The organism is Chryseobacterium sp. JK1, from assembly GCF_050632815.1.
Taxonomy (GTDB): Bacteria; Bacteroidota; Bacteroidia; order Flavobacteriales; family Weeksellaceae; genus Chryseobacterium.
Genome location: NZ_JBODRU010000001.1, coordinates 2831266 through 2851865, shown reverse-complemented (window position 1 = coordinate 2851865; position 20600 = coordinate 2831266). Strand labels below are relative to the sequence as shown.

22 protein-coding genes and 1 riboswitch are annotated in these 20600 nt (G+C 35.5%); of the genes, 10 read left to right on the top strand and 12 right to left on the bottom strand.

The features are described from left to right. Positions 1 to 42 precede the first annotated feature (42 nt). Positions 43 to 1173, bottom strand: coding sequence for a hypothetical protein (locus ACQ76T_RS12905; RefSeq protein ID WP_431343689.1), 1131 nt, complete (start codon positions 1171 to 1173; stop codon positions 43 to 45). Continuing rightward, positions 1170 to 2807, bottom strand: a complete 1638-nt coding sequence (locus ACQ76T_RS12900; protein WP_431343688.1) for a helix-turn-helix domain-containing protein — start codon at positions 2805 to 2807, stop codon at positions 1170 to 1172. Before ACQ76T_RS12900 ends, ACQ76T_RS12905 begins: the two co-directional genes overlap by 4 nt. A 164-nt stretch (positions 2808 to 2971) precedes the next feature. Here ACQ76T_RS12900 and ACQ76T_RS12895 point away from each other — a divergent pair, with 164 nt between their 5' ends. The 3 genes from ACQ76T_RS12895 to ACQ76T_RS12885 all read left to right on the top strand — a co-directional run bounded on the left by ACQ76T_RS12895 (position 2972) and on the right by ACQ76T_RS12885 (position 7568). After that, the gene (locus ACQ76T_RS12895; protein ID WP_431343687.1) at positions 2972 to 4285 is read left to right on the top strand and encodes a T9SS type A sorting domain-containing protein; all 1314 of its coding nucleotides are present in this window, start codon (positions 2972 to 2974) and stop codon (positions 4283 to 4285) included. Between the two features lie 170 nt (positions 4286 to 4455). Beyond that, a riboswitch (cobalamin riboswitch) is annotated at positions 4456 to 4632 on the top strand. Positions 4633 to 4666: 34 nt separating this feature from the next. Further along, positions 4667 to 6493, top strand: coding sequence for a TonB-dependent receptor plug domain-containing protein (locus ACQ76T_RS12890; RefSeq protein WP_431343686.1), 1827 nt, complete (start codon positions 4667 to 4669; stop codon positions 6491 to 6493). Between the two features lie 19 nt (positions 6494 to 6512). Further along, a complete protein-coding gene (locus ACQ76T_RS12885) occupies positions 6513 to 7568 on the top strand; it encodes a YncE family protein (RefSeq protein ID WP_431343685.1) in 1056 nt (351 codons plus the stop codon). A 170-nt stretch (positions 7569 to 7738) separates the two neighbouring features. Here ACQ76T_RS12885 and ACQ76T_RS12880 read toward each other — a convergent pair whose 3' ends face one another. The 9 genes from ACQ76T_RS12880 to ACQ76T_RS12840 form a co-directional block, all read right to left on the bottom strand. Beyond that, a complete protein-coding gene (locus ACQ76T_RS12880; protein WP_431343684.1) occupies positions 7739 to 9157 on the bottom strand; it encodes a CCA tRNA nucleotidyltransferase in 1419 nt (472 codons plus the stop codon). A 37-nt stretch (positions 9158 to 9194) separates the two neighbouring features. Beyond that, positions 9195 to 9539, bottom strand: coding sequence for a nuclear transport factor 2 family protein (locus ACQ76T_RS12875; protein WP_431343683.1), 345 nt, complete (start codon positions 9537 to 9539; stop codon positions 9195 to 9197). A 105-nt stretch (positions 9540 to 9644) separates the two neighbouring features. After that, a complete protein-coding gene (locus tag ACQ76T_RS12870; protein ID WP_431343682.1) occupies positions 9645 to 10193 on the bottom strand; it encodes an L-threonylcarbamoyladenylate synthase in 549 nt (182 codons plus the stop codon). Between the two features lie 242 nt (positions 10194 to 10435). Then, positions 10436 to 10864: an IS200/IS605 family transposase gene (gene tnpA, locus ACQ76T_RS12865; protein ID WP_431343681.1), complete on the bottom strand. Its 429-nt coding sequence runs from the start codon at positions 10862 to 10864 to the stop codon at positions 10436 to 10438. A gap of 357 nt (positions 10865 to 11221) precedes the next feature. Then, complete coding sequence (locus ACQ76T_RS12860) at positions 11222 to 11734, bottom strand: DinB family protein (protein ID WP_431343680.1); 513 nt, start codon at positions 11732 to 11734, stop codon at positions 11222 to 11224. A gap of 32 nt (positions 11735 to 11766) precedes the next feature. Then, positions 11767 to 12213 (bottom strand): GNAT family N-acetyltransferase, encoded by a 447-nt coding sequence (locus ACQ76T_RS12855; protein WP_431343679.1) that lies wholly within the window; start codon positions 12211 to 12213, stop codon positions 11767 to 11769. A gap of 66 nt (positions 12214 to 12279) precedes the next feature. After that, positions 12280 to 13419 carry a cystathionine gamma-synthase gene (locus ACQ76T_RS12850; RefSeq protein ID WP_431343678.1) on the bottom strand — a complete coding sequence of 380 codons (1140 nt, stop codon included), beginning with the start codon at positions 13417 to 13419 and terminating at the stop codon, positions 12280 to 12282. Positions 13420 to 13553: 134 nt separating this feature from the next. After that, a complete protein-coding gene (gldC, locus tag ACQ76T_RS12845; RefSeq protein WP_422693623.1) occupies positions 13554 to 13877 on the bottom strand; it encodes a gliding motility protein GldC in 324 nt (107 codons plus the stop codon). Positions 13878 to 13909: 32 nt separating this feature from the next. After that, positions 13910 to 14893: a gliding motility protein GldB gene (locus ACQ76T_RS12840; protein WP_431343677.1), complete on the bottom strand. Its 984-nt coding sequence runs from the start codon at positions 14891 to 14893 to the stop codon at positions 13910 to 13912. A 234-nt stretch (positions 14894 to 15127) separates the two neighbouring features. Between ACQ76T_RS12840 and ACQ76T_RS12835 the strand changes: the two genes are divergently transcribed. From ACQ76T_RS12835 to ACQ76T_RS12810, 6 genes are all read left to right on the top strand, one after another. Next, positions 15128 to 15655, top strand: coding sequence for a GNAT family N-acetyltransferase (locus ACQ76T_RS12835; RefSeq protein WP_431343676.1), 528 nt, complete (start codon positions 15128 to 15130; stop codon positions 15653 to 15655). Positions 15656 to 15658: 3 nt separating this feature from the next. Continuing rightward, entirely contained in the window at positions 15659 to 16189 is a 531-nt protein-coding gene (locus tag ACQ76T_RS12830) for a GNAT family N-acetyltransferase (protein WP_431343741.1), read from the top strand. 12 nt (positions 16190 to 16201) lie between these two features. Further along, positions 16202 to 16996, top strand: coding sequence for an NAD(+) synthase (gene nadE / locus ACQ76T_RS12825; protein WP_431343675.1), 795 nt, complete (start codon positions 16202 to 16204; stop codon positions 16994 to 16996). A gap of 107 nt (positions 16997 to 17103) precedes the next feature. After that, on the top strand, positions 17104 to 17610 hold the full coding sequence (locus tag ACQ76T_RS12820) for a ribonuclease domain-containing protein (protein WP_431343674.1): 507 nt from the start codon (positions 17104 to 17106) through the stop codon (positions 17608 to 17610). 116 nt (positions 17611 to 17726) lie between these two features. Next, positions 17727 to 18323: a matrixin family metalloprotease gene (locus ACQ76T_RS12815; RefSeq protein ID WP_431343673.1), complete on the top strand. Its 597-nt coding sequence runs from the start codon at positions 17727 to 17729 to the stop codon at positions 18321 to 18323. Then, entirely contained in the window at positions 18320 to 18625 is a 306-nt protein-coding gene (locus ACQ76T_RS12810; RefSeq protein ID WP_431343672.1) for a barstar family protein, read from the top strand. Before ACQ76T_RS12815 ends, ACQ76T_RS12810 begins: the two co-directional genes overlap by 4 nt. A 316-nt stretch (positions 18626 to 18941) precedes the next feature. Here ACQ76T_RS12810 and ACQ76T_RS12805 read toward each other — a convergent pair whose 3' ends face one another. Then, positions 18942 to 19424 carry a cytidine deaminase gene (locus ACQ76T_RS12805; RefSeq protein WP_431343671.1) on the bottom strand — a complete coding sequence of 161 codons (483 nt, stop codon included), beginning with the start codon at positions 19422 to 19424 and terminating at the stop codon, positions 18942 to 18944. Positions 19425 to 19522: 98 nt separating this feature from the next. Between ACQ76T_RS12805 and namA the strand changes: the two genes are divergently transcribed. Further along, positions 19523 to 20575 carry an NADPH dehydrogenase NamA gene (namA, locus tag ACQ76T_RS12800; RefSeq protein WP_431343670.1) on the top strand — a complete coding sequence of 351 codons (1053 nt, stop codon included), beginning with the start codon at positions 19523 to 19525 and terminating at the stop codon, positions 20573 to 20575. The last annotated feature ends 25 nt before the right edge of the window (positions 20576 to 20600 follow it).

Below are 20600 nucleotides of genomic sequence, written 5' to 3'. Positions count from 1 at the left end.
AAAACATTCCGCAACCCGGAATGTTTTTTTATTGTAAGCCAATCAGGAAGTTCTGATGATGTGCTGTATTCTTTTTTGGAACATTTTATTCTGCTTTCTTATTTTGATGATACAATAGGAGAGAAGAGCGATAAGAATAGTTCCTATGACCACAGAGATCATTTGGATATTGTTGTAGTAAGATTTTAGCGCTTCACTTTTGACAAGAGTTTCTTTATTATGTTCATTGATGACATGATTTATAGAAACCAATTCGTTTTGCTTTCTCTGAAAGCGCATTTCAAAAAACTTTTTGTTATACAGCTGGAACGAATCCTGTTTTCCAATAGCCAGATAATTGTCTGCCATTTCTTTATAGATTCCTTCATTCAGGGTAATATCTCCCGTATTTTTAGAAAGAGCTTCTGCATTGGTCAAAAGATCCAGCGCTGCCTGATTTTTGTGCTGTTGTTTGTAGAGTTCTGCCATTCCTTTCAGGGCGAATGCTTCCAGACTTTTAGCTTGGTTTCTTCGGGCATAATCTATCGACTGTAAAAAGGACTGTTGGGCTCTGTCAATTTGATTGAGATTAAGATAACAGTAGCCAATATTGTAATATACCACACTCATATTAGAGTAAGCGGTTCTTTTTAAAGGTACTCTTTCAAAATTCTGTATAGAAATCAAAAACTTTTCCAGAGCAATCTCAGAATTAGATTGGCTTTTATAGATCATTCCTCTGATGGCATAGCTTCTGGCCGTTTCACCATATTTTTCAGAAGTATGTTCAGGTAATTTTTTCAGATAGAGATCAGCTTCATTCAATGTTTCAAGACTCTTGCTGAAGAGTTCCATTTGCTGATACTGTATGGCCGCGGCAATGAGGACGCTTACCTGGCTTTTGGTGTCGTTGGTTTTCTGTGAAAGTTCTTTAGCTTTTAAAATATACTTTAAAGATTCATCAAAATTTCTCTTGGCAATATTAGCGGTAGAAAGTAGCATATAAATATCAATAGAGGTTTTGATGGTATGTTCTTTTTTTAAAAGCTGTTTTCCGATGGCAATCGTGCGGTCGGGATTGTCATAAATTTGAAGACGGGCTTTTCTGATCAGAGCACTATCTGAGGTATTCTGAGCTTTTACGGTAGAAAAAGGTAATAGAACCAGCAACAGTATTTTAAAAAAATTGGTCATAAAGTTTTGCTTTTACTGATTTCCTGAATATAAGTGTTGGGAGACATTCCGGTAACCGATTTGAAAACCGTTGTGAATGCGCTGTGTGATGAAAAACCTGCATATTCCGCAAGGTAGCTTACTTTATAATTGAGGAAGGTAGGATCATTCTTTAATAGTTGGGCAATGTGGTTGATCCTTAGTTTGTTAATATAACCATTGAAGTTTTTCTCTTTGTTGTTATTGATAATTTCAGACAGGTATTTTGTATTCACTTCCATCTGTGAGGAAAGCACCGATAGCGACATGTTTTTATTAAGATATCGGTCTGACAGTTCAAATTCTTCAAGTTTTTGGAGAATTTCATCTTCCTTTTCCTTCGATATTCTGGAAACTCCAGGATCTTTTGTTGTAATTTTTTCGGGATCAGAAGAATTTTTGGATACAATAGTGATTGGGGACGGTTTTCTACTCTGTCTTTCAAAGAAATCGAATTGTTTCTTTAAGTCCTTATTTTTATTTTTTTCGACGATGAAATAAACAAGCAATCCTATAATGATAAGGGACAAAAAGATCATTAAAGGGAGTAGGGTTCTAAGCGAGGTCTGCTTTTGAAATTCAATGCTTTTGTTCTGATTATTTTCTACAAGCTTTACAATATAACGTATTCCTTCTTTTGTGCTGGAATCTGTTTTTGTTTTCAAATCATTGTATAATTTGTAGTATTGATGGTATTTAGCATCGTCATGCAGAGCGAAATAATTTCTGGATAATGATTCGTACAATTTAATTTTCAGATTATTGAAAGGAAGGTCTTCCACCAATGAAAGTCCAATTTCCAACTGCTGAATGGCTGTTTTGTAATCCTGTTTCAAAAAATAGTACTGGGAAATATTTTCATAGGCCAGGCCCAGCAAAAACGGCTGACTTTCCTGATTGTTGAGTTCATTAATAATATTTTCTATCAGTACTTTGTATTCAGACATTTTGTTTTGCTTCATCCAATAAAAGGAACGGAAAATCCTGTTTTCCATCGCGATTATTTTATTTTCTTCATTATGATGATCCAGATACTGATCACTTTTGTCAAGGTCTTTTAAGGCTGAAGAATAATCTTTATTAATTCCAAAATTCAGAGCTTGCAGCTGATAGAGTTTTGCGGTGGTGATCCTGAGTTTAAGATCACTGCTTTTGAGGAGTTTCTGATCTGAAAGAAGGTCGGTTATAATTTTTTTAGACTGATTGTACAGCCCAAGGTTTTGATACTGATCCGCAAGATTATAAGCACTGAAGATCTGCATAAAGTAAGAAAGCTTCCGGCTCTGATCAGAATCTTCTTTTTGTGAGAACGTATTCACAGACTGTACATAATCTCCTTTCATGGCAAAAGCCTGAGAAATAATATTCTGAAGTACAATCTGATGCTCTGCATCCTGATCATTTACAAGTATTCCCTGAGCATAGCTGATGCATTCATCTGAGTTTTGATAGAGTTTCTGAAACGCTTTATCTGATAAAATACTAAAGTCCTGGCTAAGCTGCCCATTCATGGTAACAGACCAAAATACAAGTATCAGCAGTAGAATTTTCCCCTTATTTTCAATTACGTCTCTAAATAATAAATTGTTTTTTGTGTTTTTTTGAATGATTTTCATGAAATCCATCTTCAAAATGAGGTTTTATTATGTGTTTGATTATTAAGTTTTTACTGTTTAAATTCTTTTAAAATTCACGAATTCTGAAAGCCAATTTCTTTTAATTGGGTAAATATAATATTAATATTGTTTTCGCTAAATCAAAATGCTAAATATAACAATATATGAAAAACTTTTACAAAATGTCAATGAAAGTAGTAGCGTTCTGTTTCTTCTTAAAAGTTGGAATGGCAGATGCTCAGCTTACCGTAATGGGACTTGGTAATTATAATGTAGGGGCAGTTTCCAATAATGGTGTTGTAAGTATGCATACCAGTGCGGGCGCTATATTCAAATGGTCTGCTGCTGGCGGATTGGTACAGATTGGATCAATCTCAAACGGATATCCTGCCTCAGGAAAAACGGTAGTTTCTAATGACGGAACTAAAATAGCATCTACGATTACAAATTCTACTACGGGTTTTAATGAAATATCAACGTATGATATTACCAATTCTACCTGGACCAACAGAGGTGGGCTTGTTCCTACAGGTTGGGATGGCAGTGTAAGTTCTACCTGGGGAATGTCGATAGACGGAAGTACCATTGTAGGATTGGGTTATCTTACTGCAGCCAATGCTCATGCGGTAAAGTGGGACGCGGTAAGCGGAGTTATAGATTTAGGAAGTATGGTTGCCGGAAGAAGTTCCAGAGCAAATGCAATAAGTGCTGCAGGGACAGTAGTAGTAGGATGGCAGGACGAGGCAACAGGAACAAGAAGCGGGGCTAAATGGATAGACGGAGTAGAAAGTTTTATTACAGATAATAACGGGAATAATGTAGGGGAAGCAGGAGGTGTTTCTGCAGACGGAAATACAATAATTGGAGCGGCAAACCCTAATCCTTATGTTTGGAATACAGTTACGGGGCTTACTTATATAACACATCCTAATGCATCATTCAGCTTTAAAGGGGGTGCAACAGGTATTTCGGCTGACGGATCTACCGTTATAGGTTTTTATAGAGCATTTGGGGCTCCGCCAATGTCGGGGGAAGGCTTTATCTGGACTCAAGCCGGAGGTCGTATTAATCTGAACGATTATGCCACATCATTAGGAATTGCAACCAACGGTGTCTCTATGGGGCTTCCATTGGCAATTTCCCAGGATGGAAAGAAGATAGCAGGGGTAGGTACTAATGCATCCAATCAGATTGTTGGGTTTTACCTGGATCTTTCAGAATTTTTATCTGTGAATGATATTGTTAAAGAGAAAGCTGTGACGGGCATCTATCCAAATCCTGTATCAGATATTTTATACATACAAGGAACAGAAAAAATAGAAAAAGCAGAGATCTACAATATGGTAGGGCAAATCGTAAAAACTTTTAGTTCTATACATAATCAGGTGGATGTTTCATCTTTATCTAAAGGAAATTATATCCTTCAGTATTCTTTGAAAGGAGGAAAGATGGAATCCTATAAATTCATTAAAAAATAAATTCGGATATAGTTTTAAATTCATATCATCAATAGTAAAAGTGGGATTTTACATGGCTGTTTTCAATATTGAAAATGGCCATTTTTCTATATGATATTGAGATGAAATGAAGGAAGAATAAAAGTATTGATCATGATCTCAGGGATCTTTGGCAAATAGATATAAAAAGCTATCTTTGCAAGAAATTTGGTTTCCAGTGTATTGGAATGAAAAGGGAATCGGGTGTAACTCCCGGACTGTCCCCGCAACTGTAAATCGCAACAAAAGTTTCTGCAAACAACCACTGTGTATCACGGGAAGGTGCAGAATGCGAAAGTCAGGAGACCTGCCAGAATCATAATCATAAAAAACATATTGCTTTCGGAGGAAAAGTGCATTAATATGAATATAAAAAGATCTTTAGTACTGCTTTTTTCATCGTATGGTTGTTTTCTTTTCGGGCAAGAGAAAGTCATTGATACGATTTACATCTTCGATAACCAGATGAATAGAGTGAAGCTCTTTCACCCTGTGAAAACCATTTCTCCCGAAGATACTGAGAAAAATTCCACCAATCTTTCCGAACTGCTGAGGTTTCAGTCGCAGGTTTATATTAAGGAAAATGGCCGTGGTGCTGTTTCTTCACCGTCTTTCAGGGGAACTACTGCACAGCAGACCGCCTTTGTATGGAACGGAATTAATATCAATTCTAATTTTTTAGGACAGGGAGATATCAACAATATGCCTTTGTTCGGATATGATCAGATTGGAATAAAAGCCGGCGGCGGAAGTGTCATCTACGGAAGTGGAGCAGTGGGCGGAAGTATTCATATGAACAATACCCTGGATTTTAATAAAGGGTTCCATGGTTCATTATTTTCAGAAGTTGCTTCTTTTAATACTTTTAATAACTTTCTTAAAGGTTCTTACAGCAATGATAAGTTCAGTTTTAAAGCTTCGGGAAATTATTCTGTAAGTGAAAACGATTATAAAGTAAGTGACCTGAACTACATCAACAGGAACGGAAATTACTACAATACATCCTTCAACGTAGGGGCTTCCTATAAAGTAACCAACGAGCACAAGGTATCATGGCAAAGTCAGTTTTTTGACTCTTCGCAGCATTACCCAGTATACGAAGAAACAGCAACCAAAACAAAATATAAAACCCAAAGTGTAAGAAGTCTTATTGCCTGGGACTGGAATAAAGCAAAATTCAGTAACGCATTCAAAGCGGCATATACCGAAGAAAACTTCCAGTATTATGGAGATTTAAATCTTCCTAAATCCAGCGGTGGTACAGGGAAAAATTATATTGTAAAAAATGATTTCAACTATTTCCTGAATTCAAAATGGAATGTGAACCTTATTGGAGAATTTCAGGTGAATAAAGGGGAAGGTTACAAAAGTGGAATAACGAATGTAAGCCGAAATATAGGTTCTGTTTCTGCCTTATTGAGGTATTTTGCAACGAAGGATCTGCGCTTTGAAGGGGGATTCAAAAAAGATTTTGTAGAAGACATCAGTTCTCCGGTTTTGTTCTCATTCTCCGGAAAATGGAACACTTCAAAATGGTATAATGTAGGACTTAATTTGTCTAAAAACTTCAGATATCCTTCATTTAATGATATCTATTACGAACCGGGAGGAAATAAAGATCTGAGACCGGAAACTTCTGTTCAGGTAGACATGAACCACGAATTTAAAGTAGGAAGTTTTAAACTGAATGTGTCTCCTTACTTTTTGGAAGGAACCGATCTTATTGTATGGATGCCAACAGCTCTGGGATATTGGCAGGCCTTTAATGTCAACAAAACAGAATCTTACGGATTGGAGTCTCAGTTGTCTTTTAATAAACAATTCGGAAACCATAAAATAGGAATAAGTGCAGGATATTATTATACCAAATCGATAGATAAGGAGTCTAAGAAACAATTAGCTTATATTCCAATGCACCGTGGAACAGCCAATTTGGATTATGAATATGGTTTTATCAAATTGTATGCTCAGGCACTTGTGAATGGCCTTACATATACAGGAACGGATGAAAAAAGAGATACGGCGATTGATCCTTATTTTATTTTAAATACAGGAATTTCGGCAACAGTTTCAAAGAAATATACTCTAGGTGTTAAAGTGAATAATATAACAAACACTTATTACAAAACAGTTTCTTTTTATCCTTTACCTAAAAGAAATTATGGAGTGTATGCAGCCATTAATTTTTAAAAACTAAAATTAATATATTATGAGAGTAACTAGAATTTTAACGGTACTATTTGCATTTGTATTGTTATTTAACATTTCGTGTAGCAATGATAGTGATAACATAGAAATATCACCTATCACTTACCAGAACGGATATTTAATTTCCAATGAAGGAAATTTTCAGTCCTATGGAGCTAACGTAATGTTCCTTACAAGAGATTTAGGCCTGAAACAGGATAATATCTATGCTTACAATAACAATAACGAAATATTGGGAGATGTTCTTCAGACCATTGGTCTGGACGGTAACAAGGCATACCTTGTGATGAACAATTCTAATAAAATTGTTGTTGTAGATCGTTATACTTTTAAAAAAGTAGGGACCATCACGGATCAGATTAACAACCCAAGAGGGATTGCCTTTGCAAATGGATTTATTTATGTTACTAATATGAATTTGTCTTCAGGCGCTAAAAGTGTAACAAAATATAAAATTTCTGACCTTTCACTGGTAAAGAAAACCGATTTTACTGAAAATATAGATAAAATTGTACAAGCCGGAGGAAATGTATTTGTACAGAATGCTACATTTGGATCAGGAAATAAAGTGACCTATATTAATACAGCGACTGATAATATGACGCAGATTACCGTTCCGAACGGTGACATCAACAGAATTGTTTCAGATAATACAAATGTGTATACTATTTCTTCAACAACTACAGATTCTTATATCTATAAGATTTCCAGTACAGGAACAATTACACCTGTTATTACTTTAACAGGAATTCCAAATGCTACAAATCTTCAGATCGATAATGGTAAATTTTATTTCAGTTCAGGAACTAAAGTATATACTACAAGTGTAGCAACTCCTACTGTTCCTACCACTGCTTTATTAACAGCCTCAGATGGAGGAGGTGCTTATTTTACATTATACGGCTTTAATGTTGTTGATGGAAAAATCTTTGCATCGGATGTTAAAGGCTTTAAAGCAGAAAGTGAAATGACTGTATATTCTGCAGCGAATGGAAGCAAGATTTCTAGCTTCAAAACAGGAGGTCTAGGGGCCAATGGAGCATATGTAAATCCATAATGTACCAAACAGCATATGAAAATATAATTTTTTATTTTTTTTCATCATTTGTGTTTTTTGTCCGGGCGGTTTCTTCGAAACCGCCCGGGTTTGTTTTCAGAGAAGATGGGAAAAAAATAAGCCCGGCGGGATCGAAGATCCCGCCGGGCTTATTTTTATCTATAATAGAATTACAATGTTAATCCCAGTTTTTCTGCTTCAGCAATCACAAACTTGGTAGCTTCTTCTTTTTCATTGGGAATCTCGCCTTCAAGAATGGCTTCTTTTACCTTTTCTTTTAAAATCCCGATCTCACGGCCTGGCTTAAGATTAAACATTTCCATGATCTCTTCTCCTGTGATAGGAGGTTGGAAGTTCCTTACCTGATCTTTTTCTTCTACTTCTTTTATTTTTACGGCAACATATTCAAAGTTTCTTTTGAATTTCTCCTGTTTTTTAGAATTCTTAGTAGTAATATCTGCCTTACAAAGAGTGAAAAGGTCCTCAAGGTTTTCTCCGGCATCAAATAAAAGTCTTCTTAATGCAGAATCAGAAGCATCATCCGTAATCAAAGCGATAGGGCGGGAAGATAGTTTTACCATTTTCTGAACGTACTTCATATCACTTCCTAAAGGGAGTTTTAACCTCTGAAAAAGAGCTTTTACCATTTTTGAACCTAGAAACTCGTGTCCGTGGAAAGTCCAGCCTGTACCTTCTACAAACTTTTTGGTTGGCGCTTTACCTATATCATGCAGCAATGCTGCCCATCGAAGCCAAAGGTTCTCTGTATTCAATGAAATATTGTCTACTACTTCAAGCGTATGATAGAAGTTGTCTTTGTGGGTTTGTCCTTCCACTTCTTCCACCCCCTTCAGTTCTAGAAGTTCAGGGATAATCAGTTTCAGAAGTCCTGTTTTTTCCATTAAACTTAAGCCTACAGAAGGTTTTGCAGAAAGCATGATTTTGTTGAATTCCACCATGATTCTTTCCATAGATACAATTTTGATTCTTTCAGATTCCTGTTTGATGGCGTTTAAAGAATTCTCTTCAATCGTAAAGCTTAATGTAGAAGCAAAACGTACAGCTCTCATCATTCTCAACGGATCGTCAGAATACGTTTGAGCAGGTTCTAATGGCGTTCTTAAAATTTCTTTTTCAAGATCCTCAATCCCATTAAACGGATCGATGAGTTCTCCGAAATTATGCTGATTTAAAGAAATCGCCATTGCATTGATGGTGAAATCTCTTCTTTTCTGATCATCTTCCAGGCTTCCGCCTTCTACTTCCGGCTTTCGGCTGTTTTCTGTATAACTTTCTTTTCTTGCGCCAACAAATTCCAGCTCAAGATCTTTATACTTGATCATGGCGGTTCCATAAGTTTTGAAAACGGAAACCTTTAATTTAGGATCAATATCCTGAGCAACATTCTGAGCAAGCTCAATACCGCTTTGTTCCGTTACAAAGTCAATATCGGTGGAAGCTTTTCTTTTCATCAGAAGATCGCGAACATATCCGCCCACAATATACACGGACTGATTATTCCTTTCCGCTGCTTCAGAAATGATTTTAAATAGTTTTAAATTCTTATTTTGAGTAAGATTAATTTTCATCGTTAATAATAGTGTCTGTTTCTACCGATGCAGCTCATTAATCATAATGGGCATACATTTTATTAATTTTCCCTTCTTCATTAAAAAACATAACCTCAATGGCATGTTTATCCATGATCGACTTATAAAATAGTGCTACAGAATTTACTCCTGCAGTGGCATGAATCAAATCAAAATGAAGATCCGGAAATTTATCCAGGGCCTTATGCCAATATTCCCGAATAGATGCTTTCCCTTGTAAAGAACTTTCTTTACCACCTGTAGCAATGGCTATCATTGGAGTTGTAATCTCAATATCTTCAGAATAATGGGAGAGGATATCCTCCAAATCATGAGAGTTCCAGGCATCTACCCATACCTGAGCAAATTCTTGATGATTCATACAGTATATTTTATGAGATGAGTTTGCAAAGATAAAATTAAAAAAAAGAAATCCTGCCGATATATACCGCCAAGACCCTAAAAAATATGAATTGTTCCTATATTATTATTCTCTAAGAACTTTAATCCTGTTATCTGCCCATATTTTGATCACCGAAGACCCTGAGTATTTTGAAACTTTTTCTCTGTCTTCTTCCACAGCGTAATCTACAAGGTTGATCATCTCTTCAGAAATGTCTGAAAATTTCAACGGACTCTTTTCACCACTGAAGTTAGCAGATGTTGAGACTAGTGGTTTGTTCAGCTTTGAAATCAATCTTTTACAAAAATCATTTTTTACCAATCGGATACCGATACTGCCATCTTCGGCAAGAAGTTCTTTAGGAAGTCCTCTTGGGTTTTCATACACAATGGTTACCGGTTTTTCACTAAGATCAATAATTTCCCAGGCCATTTCCGGAACGTCCACCAGATCCTGAAGTCTCTTTTCAGATTCTACAAGAATGATCATCGATTTATTTTTTTCACGCTTTTTAATGTCAAAAATTTTATTGACAGCCTCTATATTGGTAGCATCACAACCAATTCCCCAGATGGTATCGGTAGGGTAAAGAATTGTGCCGCCGGATTTTAATATTTCAATAATGTTTTCCATAATTTTTTTGAATTCTAAAACAGTTGATAAAGGTAGAGAATCTGGAAAATTTGGGCAAAAAATTAAGATATAAATATGATTGGTTTTATAAGTTTCGGCTAAAAATAATGAAGGGGAATTTATTTTTAAATGGGCTTGAGTCCTATTCTATTAACGGATATTGTGAATATTATTCGATAACTACAGTTTTGTTTTTTCAATTCAATAAAAAAATAAAGAAGAATTTCGGCTTTAGTTAAAACCTATATTTTAAAATGATATTTTTCAATAAATTCATTATGTTCATCAGTATAACTTTTTTTCTGATGATGTTTTTCCTGATTTTTAATATAATTCCTTACAGAATCAACGATTGATTCAGAAACTGAGACTGCAAAATACTCATCCTGCCAAGCAAATTTTTCTTTTGTGAGTTGGTTTTTATTGATCCAATAAGAAGATTCACCTTTTAATAGTTGAACAGTTTTTTCAATATTCTGATTTGATCCAAGAGAGATTAAACAATGGCAATGATCTGAGTAGCCATTAATCATATCTAAAAAGATTCCTTTTTCTGTAGCGTATTCTTTAATGTGTTTCCATACCTTTATTCGTATATCAAAGGTGTTAAGAATTGGAGCTCTGTTTTTTGTTGAAAAAACAAGATGGATATAAATTTTGATAAATGACATTTGTGCTGTTTTTATCAAATATAATATTTTAAAATTATGTTTTGGCTAAAGCCAATGGAGGTTTGCTTAAATGAAAAACGGGCTAAAGCCCGTTTCTATTGATGTTTTTATCGTGAGTGTGTTAATTGGTTGAAACAGTTATGCTGTACTTATGGAATTTAATATAATTTAAACTACATTTTGATACGGATATCATTTGCATACATAAAATAGCAACATTATTTATATTCAATTCAATATAAACTGTTAAATATTATATGCTTAATATAATAATAACACATTTTATCAAATTCAATAGAAATGGGCTTTAGCCCATTTAAAAATTAAGGAAAAAATCTTCTGGCTTTAGCCAAAACTTTACATCCATCCCAGCTTCAATAGATATCTTTCTTCAATGATATTCAGGTGGTGATAATTGTGTCCTACAATAAGTTTTCCAATAGTTTCTACAGAAACCTCATTGCCATTGGCAATACCAGTGTTTTGTAATGCTGAGGGCTGAAGGGTTTTCAGTAAAATTTGAGAAGATTTTCTTACCAGTTTATATTCTTCCAGCAGAGATTCCAACGATCTTGTATCGGCGAAAGATTTTTCAGCATATTCGTTTTCATCAAAGCCGGGAAGATTGCTTTTTTCTCCTCGGGCAAAAGCCAATATTCTGTATTGAAAAACTCTTTCCGTATCAGATAGGTGAAGAAGTACTCCTTTTAATGTCCATTTTCCTTCTGCATAGGCAAAAGTAGATTGTTCTTCAGTAAGATTAGAAAAGATTCCTATGGTTTTATTTTCTGACTTTTGCAGTTCTTCTAACCAGTTTTCAGAAGGAATCAAATCTAAATATCTTTGAATATATTTTTGGAAATCTGTCATGTTTTTTTGTGTTATAAGTTGTAACTAATGTTTTATGAATTGCTCCATTCATAGAAATTCACAGAATCGTAAAGCTCAAAACCGCAGGATGGATATAATTGGTTTCCAATATCGTTGCTTTTTCCGGTTTCAAGTAGAATTCCACAGGCTTTTGAAGATCTGCACAGGTCTTTTGATGTCTCAATCAAAGCCTTAGAATATCCTTTTCCTCTATAATTTGTATTGACATACAGGTCGTTTAACAGCCAGTAGCGCTGCATTCTTGTGGATGAAAATATAGGGTATAATTGTACAAAACCTACCAGCTTTTGGTCTTCTTCTGCAACAAAAATTTCAGAATCATTATTATCAATTCTTTCTTTTAGAAAAGTTTCTGCCGCAGAGAGGTCTGATTCTTTATGATAAAATATTCTGTACTCATCAAATAACCTGGTCAGTTGAGGTAGATCGGAAGGAGTTGCTTTTCTTGTGTTTTTCATATTTGTTTTGAGGTGATAATAAAATGAGAAGGATAAAATACCCTTCTCATTTCAGTTTGTTGTTTATTAAGAAAAAGCTTTCTCCAGATCTGCAATAAGATCTTCTGCATCTTCGATGCCTACGCTTAAACGAACTAAGTCATCAGTAATTCCCAATTCTGCACGTTTTTCAGCTGGGATTGAAGCGTGTGTCATTAAAGCCGGATGGTTGGCTAAAGATTCTACACCTCCTAAAGATTCTGCTAATGTAAATACTCTTACTTTTTCTAAGAATTTGATAGCATCTTCTTTTTTACCGGATTTGAAAGTAAATGAAACCATTCCTCCCGCTTCCTTCATTTGAGATTTTGCAAGATCATACTGAGGGTGAGATTCCAATCCAGGGTAGATTACTTTATCTACTGCAGGATGTTTCTCAAGGTATTGAGCTACTGCAAGACCATTGTCAGAATGTCTTTGCATTCTTAAAGCCAAAGTTTTGATTCCTCTCAGTACAAGATAAGAATCATGTGGACCTAAAATACCACCGCTAGCAAACTGAATGAAGTGAAGTTTTTCTCCTAGTTCAGCATCTTTAGCAATAAGGGCTCCTGCAATAACGTCTGAGTGACCTCCTAAATATTTCGTGGCAGAGTGCATTACAATATCAGCGCCCAAATCAATTGGTCTCTGAATATAAGGAGTCGCAAAAGTATTGTCTACCGCTACTAAAATATCTTTTCCTTTGGCAATTTCTACCACTGCTTTGATGTCTACCAGCTTCATCAATGGATTTGTTGGTGTTTCTACCCAGATCAGCTTTGTTTTATCTGTGATAACGTCTGCAATTTTAGAAGCATCATCAAAATTCACGAAAGTGAATTTAAGTTGATATTTTTCAAAAAGTCTTGTGAACATTCTGTAAGTACCTCCATAAAGGTCATCTACAGCAACTACTTCATCGCCTGGGTTTAATAATTTCAAAACACAGTCGATCGCCGCAAGACCTGAACCGAAAGCTAATCCTCTCGCTCCATTTTCAATACTTGCCAAAGAGTCTTCCAATGCCTGTCTTGTAGGGTTGGCAGCTCTTGAATATTCATATCCGGAATGTACTCCCGGGCTCTTTTGTGCAAACGTAGAGGTTAGAAATACAGGAACATTTACAGACCCTGTAGCAGACTCGTGGTGCTGCCCTCCGTGAATTACTTTTGTATTAAAATTCATAATTTTTTGCTTTAGGCTTGAGCATTAAGCAATAGGCTTTAGAAAATATTGCTTAAGCTAATTGTTTTTATTAAAATTGCTCTAAGCTGAATACAAAAAGCTTACCGCTTATTGCGCTCTGCTTATAACGTTTTTTACTTGATAGCAGATTTTACAGCAAACTCCTCAGCGATCTGTTCCATCCACTGTGCTACATCCTCCTCACCGGTAGCTCTCTGATACGTATTTCCTAAAGATATTAAAATCTGGTGGATGAACATCTTCATTTGATCTACAGGCATTTCTTTTGTCCAAAGGTCGATTCTTAAAGCTTCCATTGTTTTTTCATCCCATACAGAGATCATGGTTGCTTTGGTTTCTTCCTTTTCAATTCCTCCATCCTGAGCATTCCAGGTAATACTTTCCGGGACATGATTTTCATCAAGCTCTACATCTATCGTAATCTGAGTCTTTCTCATTTTTTCTATTTTTCTAAATTCTAAATTTTCTATTATTTAAGTTTCGGCTTATAACCAGACTGATTGAATATGGTTGTCGCATCCATTTTCAGGAAATCAGTAAGTTTGGTTTCTGGTTTTTCCTTAAGATAAGATTTACAAACCTGCCACCCTGTAAAAATTCCGATTTGCGGTGAAGATTCATTGTCAATTTCTGTATAAAACTTCGAGAATGGCCCCGGAGAAATAAAACGTTCTCCAAGTCTCGGATCATCTCCAAAGATCAGGTTGCTTTCTACAAAGTAATTCCAGATATTCGCTTCATTACTGGTTGCCCACTCATATTGCTTTTGAGTGTAATTCATTTTCAGATAATCGGGGAAGTCAGGAAGAAAAGCATCCTGAAGAATCATTACTTTTCCGTTTAAAATGATCTGATCAATAAATTTCTGGTGTTCAGGAGATTCTGTAACAATACTTTCAGCAAACAATTGAGAAACCTTAGGAACAATGTTCTGTGGATTCATGGATTTTTGAAAATATAATTCCAGACCTTTATAATTAGGATTTCCATCACCCATAAAACCGGTAACATCTATAAAGAGAAGGTTTCCTTTCTGATCATAAAAAATAGGATCCTGAACCATCTGTAATGCCGATGAAAACAAATATACTTTTGGCGTTTTAAACTGTGGAAAATAATGTTTGATATGCGAAAATAAGTCTCCAAGCTCTTTTTGTAATTTAGCCTGATCTATTTTCCCAATAGCTTCTTTATAGATTTTTATTTCCTCTGCATCAGTTCTTCTCTTTCCAAAATCTGCATCAGAAACACTTCCTTGAAACCAAGGAAATTTAGCTTTAAACTGATCCAACGGAACACCTAGATTATAGAATTCCTTTGAAATATCTGTTATTTCAACTTTTTCGGCAGCGGTTTTTATCTCTACCTTCCATTGATTTTCAGGTTCTTTTTTGCAAGATTGAAGTCCCGCAACTAAAATAGAAGAAAGCGCAATATATCTAAAAATCTTCATTATTTTTACATGGAATTTAAGTTTACAAAAATAAGGATTAAATAGACAATTCATGATGAAAATTAAAATATTTACAGCTCCCGGTTCTATTTTAATCATCCTTTTTTGTGTAAGCCGGAATTTTAAAATTTTAAGTAAAAAATAAATAAAGTCATTCGCAGAAATTTGTTTGAAAATTAAGAAAGAATAGGAGTTGGAATGGCCATCTTCAGAAATTAATAACCAAATAATAAGATGAGAATAGAAACGAAAAGATTGATTTTAAGAAAACTGGAAGAAAGCGATTTGGAACGGCTGTTTAAGATGGACTCTGATCCGGAAGTCATGAAATATATAGGAGTGCCTCCGGTTACGGATAAAAGAGAGTCTGAAGAAATGATCAAAATGATCCAGAAACAATATGAAGAAAATGGAGTAGGAAGGCTGGCCGTTGTGGAAAAGGAAACCGGAACCATGGTAGGATGGAGCGGATTAAAATTAATCACTAAAGAAGTAAACGGCTATCAAAATGTTTTAGAATTGGGATACCGCTTTGTACAGGAAGCTTGGGGAAAAGGATATGCCGTAGAATCTGGAATCGCTTCTCTTGACTATGGTTTTAATGAACTGAAAGCAGATACAATCTACGCCTATGCTCATTCTGAACATGATGCCTCCAATTATATTTTAAGAAAATTAGGATTTGAAAAAACAGGCGAATTTGAAGAACCGGACGGTATTTGTTTCTGGTACGAGGTGAATCGCGAAAAATATGTACAATAAATGATGACCATAAGACAGGAAGAAAAAAAAGATTACCAACAGGTTTTTGAACTTACGGAAGAAGCGTTCAGAGATACGGAGCAAAGTGATCATCAGGAACATTTTCTGGTTGAAAAGCTAAGAAAATCTGAAGCTTTTATTCCCGAATTATCATTGGTTGCAGAAGACGAAAATGGCAAAATTGTAGGGCATATTCTGTTTACAAAAATCCAAATTGTAAATGATTCAGAATCGTTTGAGTCTCTGGCACTAGCTCCTGTTTCCGTGAAACCTGAATTTCAGAATCAGGGACTTGGAGGGCAGCTGATCCGTGAGGGGCACCGTATTGCCAAAGAGTTAGGATATCAATCTGTAATCCTTATTGGATATGAAAAATATTATCCACGTTTTGGTTACGAAAAAACCAGTAATTTTGGGATTTCTTTTCCGTTTGAAATTCCCGAAGAGAATGGCATGGCCATAGAACTGATAAAAGACGGATTAAAAGATAAAAAAGGGGTGGTAAAATATCCCAAAGAATTTGGAATAGACTAAAAAAATATAATAATGCAGACACAAAAAGTAATAGATCATATAGTAAGCTGGTTAAAAGATTATGCTACAAAAGCAAGAGTAAACGGATATGTAATAGGGGTTTCAGGAGGAGTAGATTCAGGAGTGGTTTCTACGCTGGCAGCAATGACCGGGCTGAAAACTTTACTTATTGAAATGCCAATACGCCAGAAAGCTGATCAGGTAGACCGTGCAAAGGATCATATGAATGATTTGAAATCAAGATTTTCCAATGTAGAAATAATGTCTGTAGATCTTACTCCCGCTTTTGAAGAGCTTTACAAAACATTTGATGTAAAAGAAGATCTTTACCCTAACGAGAAATTGGCTTTTGCCAATACAAGATCCCGTCTTAGAATGCTTACTCTTTATTATTATGGGCAGCTGAACGGTCTTTTAGTATGTGGAACAGGAAACAAAGTGGAAGATTTCGGAATTGGATTTTATACAAAATATGGTGATGGAGGAGTAGATGTGTCTCCCATTGCAGACCTTTATAAAACTGAGGTATACACTCTTGCCAAAGGACTTAATCTCATTAAAAGCATTCAGGAAGCAATTCCTACAGACGGTCTTTGGGATGTAGACCGAACAGATGAACAGCAGATTGGAGCTACCTATCCCGAACTGGAAAAAATCCAGAAAGAATACGGAGCCAAAACAGCAGATGACTATGAAGGAAGAGATAAAGAAGTATTCCTGATTTTCGACAGAATGCACAAAGCAGCAAAACATAAAATAGATCCTATCCCGGTTTGTGATATTCCGGAAGAATGGAGAAGTGAATAAAATCGTATAATGTAGCTATATAATGATGAAACAGTTTATCAATATTCTGTCATTTTAATATACTTACATTATCTTATCGGTAAATTGTTACATTAATTCAAGTTATTATGAATGGTAAAATAAGATCCGTCTTTTTTATATGTTTAGGACTTCTTTTCGGAATGTCTGTAATGTATATCTATAAGAATTTTATTGCGGATAAAAATCCTGCAAAAATAGAAACGGTAAACTATGGAAGTACTTCCACAGAAAACCAATATGGCTCCAGTAACTCTGAAGGACAGAACTCTATCGAGGAACTGACAAAAGAAGGAACCGTAATAAGCTATGTGAAAAAGAACCATCATTTACCCGACTATTACATTACAAAAAGTGAAGCCAGACGCCAGGGTTGGGATCCTTCAAAAGGAAACCTTTGCGAGGCTGTTCCTGGCAAAGCTATTGGTGGAGACAAGTTTGGGAACAGAGAAGGAAGACTTCCGGATGGTGAAAAATATTTTGAGGCAGATGTAAATTATCATTGTGGAGGAAGAAATGCAGACCGTATCATTTATACAGAAAACGGTGATGTATATCTTACCAAAAACCACTATAAGAGTTTTGAAAAACAGTAAAACTGGAAAAATATAGACTTTCATTACAAGGATTGAAAATGATGAAGCTAGGGCGTATTTAGTTTCTATTTAATTTATTATAAATTTTAATTTTGAAAAATTGTAGTCTTCTTTATGTGTCAGCTTTATTTCTGGTCTTCTCGTGCTCAGAAAAGAAGAAGATTGTAAAAGAAGAACAAAAAAGACCGGCTGTAAAGATCCTTATACAACCCTTTAAAGGTCTAAAGCCTGAAAAGGTGATAAAGGTAGCAAACGGAATAAAAAGAGTATATCCTAATGTGAAAGTTCTTGAAGTGATAGATTTTCCAGAAAATACTTATTATAAAGAGAGGAACCGTTACCGGGCAGATTCAATTATTAAGTTTTTAGACTATAAAACTAAGGAAGGCTTTGTAACAATTGGCTTAACTTCTAAAGATATAAGTGCAACCAGAGGTAAAATAAAAGACTTTGGAATAATGGGACTGGGATATACACCTGGAAAAGCTTGTGTGGCTTCAAACTTTAGACTGAGCAAAGAAAATTCAGATGAACAGTTTTATAAAGTAGCCATTCATGAGCTGGGACATACACAAGGGTTAAGGCATTGCCCTGAAAAAACATGTTTTATGAGAAATGCAGAAGGTAAAAATCCGACTAATGAGGAAACGGACTTCTGCAAAAAATGCAAAACTTTTTTAATCAATAAAAATTGGAAATTTAGTTCAATATGAAGACAGTATATATAGATTTTACAGACATAGGTGACTATGAAGATTTCTACACCCAATTAAAGGAGAAGATTCAGCTTCCTGAGCATTTTGGTGATAATCTTGATGCGCTTTTCGATACCATTACCGGTAACTTAGAAATGCCGCTTCACCTCGAATTCGTTAATATGACGGTAGATCAGTTGGAAATTTTTGAAGACCTGCTGACTACTCTGGAAGATGCCGAAGAAGAAGTAGAAGACTTTAGCTTTACGTATTATCTGGAACAATACGAAGATGATGAAGATGTAGAATCTGAAGAATAAAAAACAAAACAAGGCTGTTTCTAATGGAGACAGCTTTTTATTTTGAACCAGAGACAAAATATTTTGATTATCACCAGATCGGAATTAGAAGAATTTAAAAAAATATTCTCAATCATCTGCGAAAATCCGTGTCATCTGCGGTCAAAAAAGAAATCTCTGAGAAAAATAAAAACCTGTAGAAATTCTACAGGTTTTAAACTAATTACCATCTATAAAAACCCCGAGGGATTAATAAACAGATTCTATAATATCACAGCAAAAGCTAAATATTAAATTTTAAAGTTACCAATCTCATTGGCCGTTTTGGAATACCCTTTTACAAGAACGTTGAATCAAAATAAAACGGAAGCAGATCTTTCACTGCATGCACTTTTACCACCTCGTCATTCATACTTGAAAAATAAAGGTCGATGTTCTCATTTTGCTTCGTTTCATACTCAATTAAGCTTTGTCGGCAGGCTCCACAAGGAGGAATCGGTGGATTTTTCTCATGAAATATTTTAGGTCCTCCAACTACAAAAATCTTTTTTACCTTCACATTGGGAAAATTAGCCGCCACCCAAAATAATGTCGTTCTTTCCGCACAGAGACCTGAAGGAAATGCTGCATTTTCCTGGTTGTTTCCGGAATATATTTCTCCGTTTTCCAATAATACTGAGCATCCTACAAAAAACTGAGAATACGGTGCATAGGCATTTTCGCGAGCCTCTTTGGCTTTTTCGAATAGTTTTTTTTCTATATCGTTCAGTTCGCTGCTATTCTTAAAATATTCGTAACTGATCTGTATGTCTTTTTTCATATATTGTACACTAAAAAAGGGGGGTAAAATTAGTTCTTTTTAACGAGGTGGGCAATATTTTTCCTCCAATGATAAAGTTCAATTTTTAAAAGAAGAAAATGTTATATACACCAATAAAATTCAGAAATGTAGAGCTGAAAAACAGATGGGTAATGTCTCCTATGTGCATGTATTCATGTGAAAACGGATTGGCTAACGACTTTCATTTCGTTCATTACGGAAGCAGGGCGCAAGGGGGAACCGGATTACTGATGGTAGAAGCTACAGGAGTAGAACCCAGAGGAAGAATCACCAACCATTGTATGGGAATCTGGAATGATGAGCAGGCTGAAAAACTTCAGCGAATTGTAGAATTTGTTCATCATCACTCGGAAAGTAAAATAGGAATCCAGTTGGCGCATGCCGGAAGAAAAGGTTCCACATGGAATAATCTGCAGATTTCCTTAGAAGAAGGTTGGGAAACGGTTGCTCCAAGTCCCATTCCTTACCATCCTTCAGAAAGAATTCCTCATGTATTAAGTACAGATGAGGTGAAAGAATTGGTTCAGGATTTTAGAAAAGCAGCTAGGAGAGCCGTAAACGCAGGTTTTGATATTATTGAACTTCATGGCGCTCACGGTTATCTTATTCACCAGTTTTTATCACCACTTTCCAATATCAGAACAGATGAATATGGCGGAAGTTTTGAAAACCGAATTCGATTTCTACTGGAAATTGTAGAGGCAGTGAATGAAGAGCTTACTGAAAATACAGCCCTTTTTGTGAGAATTTCCGGTACTGAATACGCTGAGAACGGTTGGGATATTCAAAGCAGTGTAGCATTGGCAAAAATTTTAAAAGAACATGCTGTGGATTTGGTGGATGTATCAAGCGGAGGAAATATTCATGGTGCCAAAATATCTGTTTTCAACGGTTATCAGGTTCCTTTATCTTCACAGGTAAAGAATGAGGCAGCCGTAAGAACCGGAGCTGTTGGCTTAATTACTGAATTGGAACAGGCGGAGGAAATCCTTCAGAAAGGTGAGGCAGATCTTATTTTCATAGCCCGTGAAATTTTACGAAACCCTTATATTGCCGTTCAGGGCTCATTTGAGATGAAGGAAGACTGTTTTTTCCCTCACCAGTATACCAGAGCAAAAATATCATCATAACTTCCGAATCATCTATCCTGGTAAA